Annotated in this window: 12 protein-coding genes and 1 tRNA gene; 7 read left to right on the forward strand and 6 right to left on the reverse strand. The window is 65.1% G+C overall.

The genetic code is table 11. The features are described 5' to 3' along the window. Positions 1–129: 129 nt before the first annotated feature. Positions 130–1,416, forward strand: coding sequence for a DNA polymerase III subunit delta' (locus HH308_RS16310; RefSeq protein ID WP_170195283.1), 1,287 nt, complete (start codon positions 130–132; stop codon positions 1,414–1,416). Between the two features lie 37 nt (positions 1,417–1,453). Here the strand turns inward: HH308_RS16310 and HH308_RS16315 are convergent, their stop codons facing one another. After that, on the reverse strand, positions 1,454–2,743 hold the full coding sequence (locus HH308_RS16315; protein WP_170195284.1) for an NAD(P)/FAD-dependent oxidoreductase: 1,290 nt from the start codon (positions 2,741–2,743) through the stop codon (positions 1,454–1,456). Between the two features lie 138 nt (positions 2,744–2,881). Here HH308_RS16315 and HH308_RS16320 point away from each other — a divergent pair, with 138 nt between their 5' ends. After that, positions 2,882–3,766 carry a LysR family transcriptional regulator gene (locus HH308_RS16320; RefSeq protein WP_170195285.1) on the forward strand — a complete coding sequence of 295 codons (885 nt, stop codon included), beginning with the start codon at positions 2,882–2,884 and terminating at the stop codon, positions 3,764–3,766. A gap of 4 nt (positions 3,767–3,770) precedes the next feature. Here the strand turns inward: HH308_RS16320 and HH308_RS16325 are convergent, their stop codons facing one another. After that, the gene (locus tag HH308_RS16325; RefSeq protein WP_170195286.1) at positions 3,771–3,914 is read right to left on the reverse strand and encodes a hypothetical protein; all 144 of its coding nucleotides are present in this window, start codon (positions 3,912–3,914) and stop codon (positions 3,771–3,773) included. 124 nt (positions 3,915–4,038) lie between these two features. Between HH308_RS16325 and HH308_RS16330 the strand changes: the two genes are divergently transcribed. Beyond that, complete coding sequence (locus tag HH308_RS16330) at positions 4,039–4,464, forward strand: hypothetical protein (protein WP_170195287.1); 426 nt, start codon at positions 4,039–4,041, stop codon at positions 4,462–4,464. A 64-nt stretch (positions 4,465–4,528) separates the two neighbouring features. Here the strand turns inward: HH308_RS16330 and HH308_RS16335 are convergent, their stop codons facing one another. The 3 genes from HH308_RS16335 to HH308_RS16345 all read right to left on the reverse strand — a co-directional run bounded on the left by HH308_RS16335 (position 4,529) and on the right by HH308_RS16345 (position 6,618). Next, a complete protein-coding gene (locus HH308_RS16335) occupies positions 4,529–4,735 on the reverse strand; it encodes a cold-shock protein (protein WP_170195288.1) in 207 nt (68 codons plus the stop codon). 217 nt (positions 4,736–4,952) lie between these two features. Beyond that, complete coding sequence (locus HH308_RS16340; RefSeq protein ID WP_246284653.1) at positions 4,953–6,236, reverse strand: Fic family protein; 1,284 nt, start codon at positions 6,234–6,236, stop codon at positions 4,953–4,955. Between the two features lie 309 nt (positions 6,237–6,545). Beyond that, positions 6,546–6,618 (reverse strand) — tRNA-Thr (locus tag HH308_RS16345). Between the two features lie 94 nt (positions 6,619–6,712). Between HH308_RS16345 and HH308_RS16350 the strand changes: the two genes are divergently transcribed. Then, positions 6,713–7,024 carry a 4a-hydroxytetrahydrobiopterin dehydratase gene (locus HH308_RS16350; protein ID WP_170195289.1) on the forward strand — a complete coding sequence of 104 codons (312 nt, stop codon included), beginning with the start codon at positions 6,713–6,715 and terminating at the stop codon, positions 7,022–7,024. A gap of 53 nt (positions 7,025–7,077) precedes the next feature. On the opposite strand, the gene HH308_RS16355 is transcribed toward HH308_RS16350, so the two are convergent. Beyond that, complete coding sequence (locus HH308_RS16355) at positions 7,078–8,286, reverse strand: NAD(P)-dependent malic enzyme (protein ID WP_170195290.1); 1,209 nt, start codon at positions 8,284–8,286, stop codon at positions 7,078–7,080. Between the two features lie 261 nt (positions 8,287–8,547). Here HH308_RS16355 and HH308_RS16360 point away from each other — a divergent pair, with 261 nt between their 5' ends. From HH308_RS16360 to HH308_RS16370, 3 genes are all read left to right on the forward strand, one after another. Then, on the forward strand, positions 8,548–9,207 hold the full coding sequence (locus tag HH308_RS16360) for a GntR family transcriptional regulator (protein WP_170195291.1): 660 nt from the start codon (positions 8,548–8,550) through the stop codon (positions 9,205–9,207). 53 nt (positions 9,208–9,260) lie between these two features. After that, positions 9,261–10,484: an MFS transporter gene (locus HH308_RS16365; RefSeq protein ID WP_211188557.1), complete on the forward strand. Its 1,224-nt coding sequence runs from the start codon at positions 9,261–9,263 to the stop codon at positions 10,482–10,484. A 78-nt stretch (positions 10,485–10,562) separates the two neighbouring features. Then, positions 10,563–12,641 (forward strand): DUF6541 family protein, encoded by a 2,079-nt coding sequence (locus HH308_RS16370; protein ID WP_170195293.1) that lies wholly within the window; start codon positions 10,563–10,565, stop codon positions 12,639–12,641. The last annotated feature ends 506 nt before the right edge of the window (positions 12,642–13,147 follow it).

Raw genomic sequence — 13,147 nt, forward strand, 5'->3', positions numbered from 1 at the left:
GGCCAGGTGTAGGCCCTTTGACCACCGTGAGCGACGTTCAACCACATCGTCAAAGGTAGCTGGCTGCTTGCAATTGTTAAACAACACGGTTGCGGTTTGCCTGTCTGACCCGACCTCTAGTCTGGTGTTGTGAGTAACGTCTTCGACCGATTGATCGGCCAGCGCAGCGCTGCGGCCGAACTGTCGGCGGCGGCGCGGGCAGCACTGTCGGTGTCCCGGCGAGCAGACGAAGACAGCCTCGGCGCGGTGTCGATGTTCGGCTCCGACGCAGGTCAGGTCGAGAATAGCGTCGTCGCGCAGCGTGCGTCGATGACGCACGCCTGGTTGTTCACCGGTCCGCCGGGCACCGGCCGTTCGGTTGCGGCGAAGTGTTTCGCCGCCGCGTTGCAGTGCCAGACGCCGGACAATCTGGGGTGTGGGGAATGTCGCTCATGCACCACTGTGATGAGTGGCACACATGCCGACGTTCGCCATGTGGTGCCCGAGGGGCTGAGTCTGTCGGTTCGGGAGATCCGCGAGATCGTCCAATTGGCGAGTCGACGCCCCGGTACCGGGCGGTGGCAGGTCGTCATCGTCGAGGACGCCGATCGTCTCACCGAGCAGGCCGCCAACGCCCTGCTGAAGGTCGTCGAGGAGCCGCCCGCGCGGACGGTATTCCTTCTCTGCGCGCCGTCGGTCGATCCGGAAGACATCTCGGTCACCCTCAAGTCTCGCTGCCGCCACATCGCATTGACGACGGCGTCGGTCGCCGACATCGCCGAAGTCCTCACCGCCCACGACGGCATCGCCCCCGACGACGCGCACTGGGCGGCGTCGGTCTGCGGCGGACATATCGGCCGCGCTCGACGCCTCGCCACCGATCCGTCGGCGCGAGCACAACGGATCGCTGCGCTGGGCCTCGCCCGCGCCGCGACGCGTGATTCGACGGCCTACGCAGCCGCCGAGGCGCTCGTACGATCGGCAGACGAGGCGGCCAAGGCGATCAGCGCCGAACTCGACGAGGCCGAGACCGAGGAACTCAAGACGGCGTTGGGCGCCGGCGGAACCGGCAAGGGCACCGCCCGCGCGCCCCGAGGCACCGCCGGCGCACTCAACGATCTCGCGAAGCGACAGAAGTCGCGGGCCACCAGGACGTCACGCGACGTCCTCGACCGCGCTCTCGTCGACCTCGCCGCGCTGTTCCGCGATGCCATGGTGATGGCGGCGGGCGCTCGGGTGCAGTTCATGCATCCCGACATGGTCGAGTCGACGACCACCGGCATGGCCGACTTCGCGTCTGCCGAGCAACTCCTGCAGTGCATCGAGGCGGTACTCGAATGCCGGGAGGCCCTGGACGTCAACGTCAAACCGAAGTTCGCGGTCGACGCGATGGTGGCCAAGATCGGTCAGGCGATGCGGACACGGCAACCGCGGTGAGCCCCGACGGGGGCACACCGCGATCGGCTCCGGGGGGTTATGCCGCGATGCGTTCGGCTTTGTCCTCGGGCACCCGGATCGGCGCGTAGACCGCGTATCCGGGGCGGCCACGCCCGACGAACGCGCGAGCCCAGTCGACGAGTGCGCGCGTCCGGTGCTTGAGCCCGGCGAGGTAGTAGAGGTGCACCGCGAGCCAGGTGATCCAGGCCAGCGGCCCGGTCAGCTTGATGACGTCGCGGACATTCGTCACCGCGCCCAACCGGTTGAGCATGGCCATGCTGCCCTTGTCGAAGTAGCGGAACTCGGTGCCGCGCTTGATCTTTCCGGTGATGGTGTCGGCGGCGTGGCGGCCCTGCTGCATCGCAACCGGGCTCTGCCCGGGATAGTCGTGCAGTGACGTCATGTCGCCGATCGCGAAGACGTTCGCGTACCCGCCGACGGTCAGATCGGTGTTGATGAGCAGTCGCCCGGCCCGGTCGGTGTCGCAGCCGGTCGTCTCGGCGAGGGCGCCCGCGAAGTCGGCGGCCCGCACTCCGGCGGCCCAGATGATCGTGTCGGCGTCCAATCGCGTTGTGGCGCCGTCATACTGAATCGTCGCGCCGGTGGCGTCGAGGTCGGTGACCATCGCTGCGGTCAGGACGGTGATGCCGGCGTCGGTGAGCCGCTCACGGGCGTAGGCGCTGAGGGTACCGCCGTAGGCGGGCAGCACGTCGGCCGCGCCGTCGACGAGCGTGATGTGCACCTCCTGGTGGAAGTGGCGTTTCGCCAATTCGGCTATCTCCCCGGCGGTTTCGACGCCGGTGGCGCCTGCCCCGACGATGACGAAGCTCGCTGCCCGACGCCGCGTATCGGCGTCGACGCTGGTGTCGGCGGCGATCACGAAGTGTTCGTGGATGTGGTCGCGCAGGGCTTTGGCGTCGTCGGCGGTCTTCAACGCGAAGGTGTACTCGGCGAACTCGGGCCGACCGAAATACGCTTGTGCCGCACCGGTTGCCGCGATGAGCCAGTTGTATCCGATGGTCACCTCCACGCCGTCCGCGGTCGCGTAGAGCATCTGGGCGGCGGCATCGACGCCGGTGACCCGGGCTTGCAGCGTGTCGACGCCGTCGGGGACGGTGTCTTGCGTTGCGGTGGCGATGATCTCGGGGTCGAGGATGCCGGTGGCGACCTGGTAGAGCAGTGGCTGGAACAGGTAGTGCTGCGTCTCGCTGACGATCAGTGCGCGGTAGCCGCGGCGGGCGAGCCTGCGGGCCGCCGCGATGCCGCCGAAGCCCGAGCCGACGATCACAACGTCGGCGGTGTGGTGGCGGATGGCGGTGGTAGTCATCGGTGATGTCCTCTCGTGCGTCGAAGCGTTCATTAATTAACAACACCCACTCTGGCGTAGATCAATCCCGAGGTAAAACGCATAGTTTGCACGGCAGTTATCTCGATTGCTAATAAATCTGCTGCTACCCTGTGTGCTATGGAACTGCGCCAACTGCGCTACTTCGTGGCCGTCTGCGATGAATTGAGCTTCAGTCGGGCGGCTAGTCGCAACTTTCTGTCCCAGTCGGCGATCAGTCATCAGATCGCTCGACTCGAAGCGGAGTTGCAAGTCACGCTCTTCGACCGCTCGACGCGGCGCGTAGTCCCCACCGACGCCGCCGAACGGCTGGCCCCCATCGCACGTCAGATGTTGGCGCTGGAAGAGATGGCGATCGCCGCGGTCCGACCGGATCGGCGTCGAATTCGCTTGGCGGCCAACATGTCTTTCGCCAATCGAGCGATGGCTGCGATCGCCGTGATGCGCGACGCGCACCCTGACGTCGAGGTGGATTTCATCATCCGAGACTTCGCCGCGCGGCTGGCGTCGGTGCGATCCGGCGACGTCGACATCGCGCTGATCCGCGGATCGCTGCCCGAATCCGAAGCCGGCGGGCGAACTCGATTGACGGTGCGGCACCTGTGGTCAGAGGACCTGGTCGTCGGAGTATCCGAGCGGCATCCGTTGGCCGACGTCGAATCTGTTGATCTGCAACAACTTTCGCCGTATCCGCTGCTCATGCCGCCGCAGGCTCAGCAGCGGTTGCTACGGTCGGTGATCGCCGATGCGTTCGACGCGGGGGCAGTGGCGGTGCAGTGGGGGCCGCCGATCGCCGCCGACCGTACGGTCTTGGCCGAACTGGTCAATCATCCCGACGCGTGGACGGTGCTCTACGCGGGCGAGACGACGCCGGGCGTCCGTGCGCTGTCGATGGCGCCGGGGCTGATGCAGATCGACGTCAACGCCGTCGAGCGCGCCGACGAACCAGAACGGGCGCTGGTGCGTGAGTTGGTGGAAGTGCTTGTGCAAGAGCCCGATTCGTAGTCGGCTACTTCTCGTCGGCGGTGTCGTCGTCTTCTTCTTTGAGCGGATCGTAGCCACCGGGGACGCCTTCGAGGACGGTCAACTCATTGTCGATCGCGGCAGCCACCGCCTTGACTTCGTCCTTGATCTTCTTGCCGATGTTCGACATCGTGTTCTCCTCGCCGCCGACTCGTGTCTGTCCACTATATGGAGTCGGGTGCCGCGAGGGGGCGAGGGGTGTTGATAGGTTCAAGTTAGCGTGGCAAAAGCTGCGGCGACAGGGAGGATCGAACATGAAAGTGATGGCAGGGGTGCTTGCCGTTGCGGCGGCGGCGTCAGCGTTGGCGGTCTCGGGCACTGGGGCGGCGGACGCGGCGGGGCGGCCGTCGGTTCGGGCCTGTGCGGTGCTGGAGAACGGACGGCCCTACGTCGGGCCGATGACTCTGGAGCGTCGGACGAACAACTGGACGCGCACACTCAACTCGGCGCCGAGTGGCTGCATGATCTGGCAGAACCTGTCGCCGGGACGAGCGTTTCGCGTCGAAGTGAACTACGGCGGGTACTGCAATCGGCCCTACAACGGCAACAGCACGATCCAAACCCCGGGAACGGCGATGACGACCACCGGCGCCACGCCGTGGAAGGTAACGGGACCGTCGGGGCAGCTGCAACTGGGCACGTTCGTGGTCCGGACGATAGCGACGACCTGCTACTCCTGAGATGGCAAAAGCCCCGGTCACGCGATGTGACCGGGGCTTTCAGGTTCTAGTCGGCCGTGAGGCTCTACAGAACGCTCACGTTCGTGGCCTGAGGACCCTTCTGGCCCTGCTCGATGTCGAATTCAACTCGCTGCGCCTCTTCGAGGTTGCGGAATCCGCTTCCCTGGATCGCAGAGTAGTGAACGAAGACGTCACCGGTGTTGCTGTCGTCGGGAGCGATGAAGCCGAAGCCCTTTTCGCCGTTGAACCACTTGACGGTTCCTTGTGCCATGTTGCTTTACTACTTCCTTCAGTGAGGGATCAGGTAGATCCCGGCGTTCAGTGTTACACACTATAGGGCTTTGTGCACCATCGTGCCGGTTGAAATCATGAGGATCGGTAACCGTCGGTGGTGTGACCTGGTCGAATGTCCAGCAAGATTGCGTTGGCGGTCACCGTGTCGCGTGCCATGGAGACCGCGTCCGCCCGAAGTTTGCGCCGGCCGCCTGTCACCCCCGTGCTTGACTGATCGCGACAACGGATCCGAATCTCGGGGAGGGCGTGTTCGTATGCGAAATGACAGGTGGTGGATTCTGGCGATGCTCGTCGGGATCCTGGCCGATCCGACCGCCTAAAGTCACCGACTGAAAACCGCACGGGAACGTTTCTCCGAGGGCTGGCTGCCCCCGGCGGCCCTGCGCGGTGCGGTTCTCAGCGCTGGCCTGGCCTAGAGCGAACAGGATTGCGCCGAGGTCGTCGCGATCAACCGGCGGCGACGATTCGAGGTCGAGTCCCAAGTTCAGCGGGAATTGCTCATCGTCCAGCAGAACGCGGATACGCGCCTCGATCGTCTCGATCGTCCGCCGACGCTCGGAGAGATCGAGCAGCAGGCGATGTTGAGCCTCGGCGGTGATTTCCAGCATATCGATCAAATAGGGCGTCAGATCTGCGCGGTTCAACGGATTCTCGGCGTCGGCGAACGCTCGGTAGTAGCGGTCCTTGTTGTCGGCGACGGTCGCCGACAAAGCCAGGCTCGCATACGGAGCCAATACCTGTCGCAGGTCCAGTGTGAGCAGGTAGCGTCCGGTCCGGCCGTTGCCGTCGTAGAACGGGTGCACGTACTCGAAGATGAAATGCGCGACCACTGCTCTGATCAGCCGGGGGATCGAGTCGTCGCGCCCCTGACTCAGCATGAGAGTCAGGGCCTCGTCGATCGCCGACTCGGGTAACACGCCGGTATGTACGACCTTGGTTCTTGATTCGATCGACACCGGTCCTCGTCGGAACCGAAGTCCGTCGGGTACGTCGTCGTCGCGAACCTCGCCCTGAGTTATCGCGTCGTAGACAGTCCGGACGTCGTCGAGCGTCTGCGGACTCTCGGCTTCGTCGTCGCCGATGCCGAGATAGAGCCGCACCATCTCCGTGAACCGCTGGTCCGACGTGGACTGTCCCGCCCGCACCGCCTTGATTGCCTCGCTGATCTCCTTGCGGGTCGAGCGGACCTGCTCGATCTCGTTCGTCGCCTGGACCTCGTCGATCACCATGCGATGCAGGTAGTGGTAGCGTGCGCGGTCTGGCAGGCCGCCCCACTCGGCCCGAGTCTTCGGCTCGAAACTCATGATTCGTTCGATCAGCACCGCGATTTCAGGTGTCATCAGCGCGAACATCGCGTATTCGCCGATCATCAAGTCCCAGTGGATGGCGGCGGGCGAGTCCCGTCGGGCTCGTTCCTCGGCGTCGGCACCGGCACGATCTCGTTGGTGAAAGATCGACTTCAACGTCCGATACGGCATCTGATCTCCTCTCGCACCAACATGAAATAGCTGCTTAGATATCCAGTTCTATTTGAACCAAGAGTCGCTGTAGATCAAATAGAGGGCGGTTGGAGGACCGATCTTCATCGTCAACGGCCGAGTGAAGCGTTCAGAACCAGTCGAGGGCTGCGATAGTCCGCTGGTCGTGGCCGCGCATCGGCTCGCTCTTCGGTAGGCGTGCGGCGCGTGCTCGACACTCGCACCGCGCCATGTCGGACCCATAAGTCCCCGAACGAAAAAACGGGGTTCCGAATGATCGGAACCCCGGCGTGACCTGCGAGAACTCGGAGCCGCCCAGGGGAATCGAACCCCTGACCTATTCATTACGAGTGAATTGCTCTACCGACTGAGCTAGGGCGGCGTGCTACCTCTCGGCAGCGCTCACGAGTGTAACGACCCAGGGTGCCGAATCTCAAACCGGCTGGATACGACGTCGACGCTCGTATGGTGAAGGTATGGCTGCGAATCGTCCCGAACCGATGGATCCCGAAGAAGTCGCGCGTGTCATCGCGGTGCCCTGGCGGGTCGTCGACAACACCGTCCACGCGGAATTTCTCACCCGAACGATGGTCGTCGGCGGCCAGATGGTTGCCCGGGCGATCGACGCCGCCGAAGCGCTCAATCATCACCCCGACATCGACTTACGTTATGCGACAATCCATTTCGTGATTTCTACGCACAGCGTCGGGGCGCTCACCGCGCTCGACGTCGAACTCGCCGCACAGATTTCGGCGATCGCGACAGAGCTCGGCGTCGACCCCGCGTAATTCCGGACAGCGAAAAGGCGCCACCGCGCAGGTGGCGCCTGTCTCGGTGATGACTATGCGACGCCGTCGGCGCGCGCGGCCTCGGCGACAGCCGCTGACACCGCGGGTGCGACGCGCGGATCGAGTGGGCTCGGCACGATCTTGTCGCGTGCCAGGTCGTCGGCGACGACCGACAGGATCGCCTCGGCCGCGGCGATCTTCATGTTCTCGGTGATCCGACGGGCGCCGGCGTCGAGCGCTCCGGCGAAGACTCCGGGGAAGGCGAGGACGTTGTTGATCTGGTTGGGGAAGTCGGAGCGGCCGGTCGCGACGACGGCGGCGTACTTGGCCGCAACCGTCGGGTGGATCTCGGGATCCGGGTTGCTCAGCGCGAAGACGATGGCGTCGTCGTTCATCGAGGCGATGAGCTCCTCGGCGATCTGGCCGGCCGACACGCCCAGGAACACGTCGGCCCCGGCCAGTGCGTCGGCGGCGGTGCCGCTCACACCGCGCGGGTTGGTGCGCGACGCCAGGTCGGTCTTGACCGGAGTGAGGTCGGTGCGGTCGCTGCTGACGACGCCGCGTGAATCGAGCACGATGACGTCGCTGATGCCCGTGGCGAGCAGGATGTTCGCGCAGGCGACGCCGGCCGCACCGGCACCGGAGATGACGACCTTGAGGTCGGCGAATTCGCGATCGAGCACCCTGACCGCACCCTTGAGGGCGGCCAGAACCACGATTGCGGTGCCGTGCTGATCGTCGTGCATGACGGGACAGTCGAGAGCTTCGATGACCCGCTGCTCGATCTCGAAGCAGCGCGGCGCGGAGATGTCTTCCAGGTTCACCGCTCCGAAGCTCGGACGCAGACGGATCAGGGTTTCGACGATTTCGTCGGGGTCCTTGGTGTCGAGGACCAGCGGGATCGAGTTCAGTCCGGCAAAGGAGCGGAACAGAGCGGCTTTGCCCTCCATGACCGGCAGCGATGCGCGCGGGCCGATGTCTCCGAGGCCGAGAACCGCCGAACCGTCGCTCACGACGGCGACGAGGCGGTTGGTCCAGGTGTACTTGTCGACCAGCTCCGGCTCGGCGGCGATGGCGCGCGATACCTGCGCGACGCCGGGCGTGTAGGCGATCGACAGGTCACGCTGCGTATCGATCGGTGCGCTCAGCTCGACCGACAGCTTGCCGCCGATATGGGCCTCGAACACCTCGTGATCGGTGATCGGGACCGGTGTCTCGGCCGGCTGCGTGCTGGGGTCATTCGCCGTGCTGGTCACGGTCACTCCTTAGTAAAGGCGGGTCGCGGATCTAACGCCACTACTGTGGCGGTCACGAGGGGCAGGCGCGTCGTTGCGCTACGAGAAGTTGCGGGTTGAGGTCGGCACCGGGTCGGGGCGTCCCATTGCGTTGCCTCGCTTCCGCGGTGATTCGGGTCACGATTGCCGCGTCGCGAGACGCTCAAAGTCTGCCACCGACTGATATCCATGGCAACCGCCAAGAATACAACTTGTATCTATGTTGCATCCTTGGCTACGCTAACGTTCATGAGCCCCGAACCGACCGCGGCGACCAGGGTCTATGACGTCGTCAAAGAGAAGATCCTGACTACCGAAATCGCCGGCGGTGAGTTGATCAGCGAGGGTGACATCGCGCGACTGTGCGAAGTCAGCCGCACGCCGGTACGCGAGGCATTTCTCCGGCTCGAATCGGAAGGCTGGATGCGTCTGTATCCCAAGCGCGGCGCGCTGGTCCTGCCGATCACCGAACGAGAAGCGGGCGATGTCCTGCAGGCGCGGCTGCTGCTCGAAGGCCATGCGGTCGCGCGCATCGTCGACCGGCCCGCTGTCCACGCCGTTCTGCTCGACGACCTGCGCGCCAACCTCGCCGAACACCGGGGAGTCGGGACGTCGGACATTGCGACCTTCTCGCGCGTCGACGCTCAGTTTCACCAGCTCATCGTCGCTGCCGGCGACAATCCCCTGATCGCGGGATTCTTCGCCAGTCTCGGCGAACGACACCGGCGCATGACCACCGCGAGTGTGCACCGCGACCCCGGTGTCACCGGCCGCATCCTCGACGAGCACGCCGCGATCATCGACGCCATCGCGTCCGGTGATCCCGCGGTCTTCGACGCCGCGCTGTCCGCGCACCTGGTGTCGGTGCACCACAACCACCCGCCAGCCCACGCCCAAGGAAACCGATGACCACGGCGAATAGCGATCGGCGCACATCCGGTCGACCCGATGCGGGAGATCTCATGTCGAGCCGATACACCGGTTACTGGGCCGCGGTCGCGGCCGCATTGTTCGCGACCGCATGGGGCGGCAACGAGTTCACTCCGTTGCTGGTCATGTATCGGCTGACGTCGAATATGCCGGCGGTGGTCGTCGACGCCCTGCTGTTCACCTATGTGGTGGGAATCATTCCCACCCTGCTGATCGCCGGTCCGTTGTCGGATCGGGTCGGCCGCAAGAAGCTGATGTTGTTCGCGCCGCTCGCCGCGGCCGTGGGTTCGCTGATCCTCGCCCTCGGAGCGCATTCGGCTGGTCTGCTCGCGGTGGGCCGAGTGTTCAGCGGTATCGCGCTCGGGCTGTCGATGGCGGTGGGCGGCAGTTGGATCAAAGAACTCTCCGACCTCGACGGTTCGTCGGCCGGTGCCGGCGCCCGCCGAGCGGCGATGAGCCTCACCGCCGGATTCGGTGTCGGCGCCGGGCTCGCCGGGGTACTCGCTCAGTGGGGACCGTGGCCGACGGTGTTGCCCTACGCCGTCAACATCGGACTGTCTCTGCTGGCCTTGGTCTTGCTGGTGCGGGTGCCGGAGACCCGCCGCGCGGCGTCCGGCGCCGGCCGGCTCATCGACGACCTGCGTATCCCCTCGGTGACGAATCGACGCTTCCTGGTCGTCGTCCTGTTGCTCGCTCCCTGGGTGTTCGGTGCATGCGCCGTCGCCTACGCGGTGATTCCCGCGGTGATGACCCCGCATACGTCCGGTGCGCCGATCGCGTTCGCCGCACTGTGCTGCGTCGTCGGGTTGACGGCGGGCTTCGGCATTCAATCCGTCGGGCGCCGCATCGACGATCCCCGCGGGATACGCGGCGTCGTCGTAGCGTTGGTCGTGTTGACCATCGGTATGGCATTGGCAGCATTGGCCGCGCATACCTTGACGCTGTGGTTGTCGGTGACTGCTGCGACGGTGCTCGGCTGTGGCTACGGCATGGCGATGATCTCCGGTCTGCTCGAAGTCCAGCGGATCGCCGGTCCCGACGACCTCGCCGGGCTGACCGCGGTCTTCTATTCCGGCACCTACCTGGGATTCGCTGCCCCCGCAATCATGGCCTGGGTGGCGCAGTCCTGGTCGGTCAGCTATCCGGCAATGCTCGCATTCGGCGCCCTGGCCGCCCTCGCCTGCTTGGCGATTTCTCTGCTAGGGCATCGGCGCTACCCACCGGCGGTCGCATCCGAGGTGGCGGGCGCACAGTAACCTCGAGGACTATGGCGTTCGACGCCGGTGCGGAGGGGTCGTACGACACCGCGCTTGGAGGCTGGAGGTAGTCCGACGATGATGCTCACCGCGTGGGTCGCGATCGTCACCACGGTGCTGTTGGTAGTGCCGGGTGCGGTGGTGGCTCGTCGGATGGGGGTGGCGTGGCCGGTTGCGGTCGCCGTCGGCCCACCGGTTACCTTCCTGATCGTCAGCCTGGCGACCGTGTTCTACGGCATCGTCGGATTCGAGTGGAATCTCGTGACCGCCGCAATCGCACTGATAGTGGCACTCGTTGCGGCGCTGGGATATTCACGGATCGTCGAATCGCGCACGGGTCGACGTCTGCTGCCCGCGCCCGACGCCGGGAGCGCCGCACCGCTCGACGTCCGAGGTTGCCTCGGGGTGGCGGCGGGAGTAGCAGTCGGTGCGGTGATCATTGTGACGACGGCCGTGCGGCCGCTGATCACCCCCGTGACCGGTGGGCTCAACAGCATCTCGCAGGTGTGGGATTCGCTGTGGCACGCAAGCTCATTGCGCTGGATTCATGAGAGCGGTGTGGGCTCGTCGCTGCGCATGGGCGAGCTGATGAACTACGACAATCACGGCTTCAACTTCTACCCGAACACCTGGCATGCGTTGGGCGCGTTGGTCTTTCCGCTGACCGGTGCCAATCCGGTGGAACTGTACAACACCTACTCGCCCGCGGTGCTGGCGATCACCGTTCCGCTGGGCGTCGCAAGTCTCGCGTATTGGTTTGCCCGCCATCGCTTTTCGCCGTCGGAATCGGCGATGATGGCGGCGATCGGTGCCGCGCTGGCCGGGCTGTTCCCGTCGTTGCCCTACGTCGAACTCGCGTTGACGTCGGTGCCCAACGCCGTCGGCGTCTCGATGGCGCCGATCGCAGCCGTTTTCACGATCTCGGCTGTGCGTGACCGACGACGCATCGTCCCCGCCGCCATCGTCGTGGCCGGTGTGACGGCGACGCATCCGTCCGGTCTGGTGTTGACCGCGGTCATCGTCGGACTGTGGTGGCTCACCGAAGCGTTGTGGCGTCCGATCAACCTGCTCGACGCCGGGCGGGCCTGGCGCGCCCGGTTAACCGACATCGGTGCGCTGGCGTCGACGCTCGTGCTGGCGCTGGTGTTGAGCGCACCCGTCATCTACGGCACGATGAAGATCGCTGACAATAACGAATTGTCGGGTTTCAGCTCACTCGACAAGACCGCGAATCTCGGTCTGGCACTGCGACAAGCGTTGTTCAACTACACGATTCCACTGACCAACATCGGTCCGGTGTGGACCCTGGTGGCGGCATCGGTGATCGGCGCGGGAGTCCTGATCTGGTTGCGGTGCTGGGGCGCGCTGGCGACGTGGTTGGTCTTCGTCCTGCTCGCCGCCAATTCGGTGGTGCTGTTGGGTCCGCTGTCGGGGCCGTTGGGTGAACTCGGGGGATACTTCTACAACTCCAGCCATCGACTGACCTTTGTCACTGCGATGTTCTCGGCTGCCGCCGCGGCGACGCTGATCGGGGTGGTGGCGCTATGGGTTGCGCGCCGGCTCGCTGCCCGCCCCTCGGCGAAGACCGGGGCAAAGCCGTTCGCGCGCACCGCGGTCCCCGTCGTTCTCGCGCTCACCCTGGCGCTGATCGTGGGCGGCGCGGTCTATCGTTACCCGGTCGACTCGAAATCGGCGTCCAAGCAGCGCAACGGCCGACTGATCGACGCCGACGACGTCGCCGCATTCCACTGGCTCGCCGACCAACCCGGTGCACGAAAGTCGTTGATACTCAACAACTTGGATCAGGGGACTGGGTGGATCTATCCGGTGACCGGCTTGACCCCGATGTTCCCGTTCTATCGCTCCAACGACTTCTCCCAGCGTCAGCGCGACCTGTACTGGGCCGTCAGTAAGATCGGCGTCGACGCCCACGTCGACGGCATCGTGCGAGACATGAACGTGCGCTACGTCATCGACAGTCCGCCGAGCTACTGGGCGTTCCAGAACGGAGTCCCCGACCCCGACCACGGGATCCAGGGCGACCCATTCCTCGCATTGCGCGCCGCGGGCGGCGCCCCCGGCCTCACCGAGGTGTTCCGTCGCGGCAACGTGACGATCTACCGCGTCAACGACGACGTGCTGGCAGGCAAGAAATAGGCGAGCAGCAATCATCCTCGCTCCCGAGTGCCAACAGCGGCGCCGGTTTCAGTCTGCAGTCACCGCTTCACGAGCGCCATCAGTGGCACTGCGCAATCATCCCCGCTCCCCGAGTGCCGAAGCGAGCTTGCGAGCTTCGGTGTATCGAGGGGCAGGTGACACGAACAGCGAACGAAGACCGCTGGTGCTGTCGGTTTGTCTGGTTGATCGAGTAGCCGGCGGGCTCGCTTCGTCCCGCGGTCAGAGCAGCACCACTGTCCAGCGCTTAACTGAATGGCATTGTTGTGTCACGACGCATGGAGGGAGTCGCGATGTAGGAGGCGACTGTTTGAAAGTGCTTGCTGCACAGGAGATGAAGGTTTGTGGCCCTTCGGCGTCGTCCTTTCGGGGGGTGGCGTCAAACCACCTCGAGCTGCGTTGGCTGAAGACCGTCGTGGTGAGCGTCGAGGAAAAGGCGGCGGGAGAGTCGTCAGGTGGGGACCGGGAAGACGAACGTGAGTGAACCA

The organism is Gordonia asplenii, assembly GCF_012933505.1.
GTDB classification, from domain to species: Bacteria; Actinomycetota; Actinomycetes; order Mycobacteriales; family Mycobacteriaceae; genus Gordonia; species Gordonia asplenii.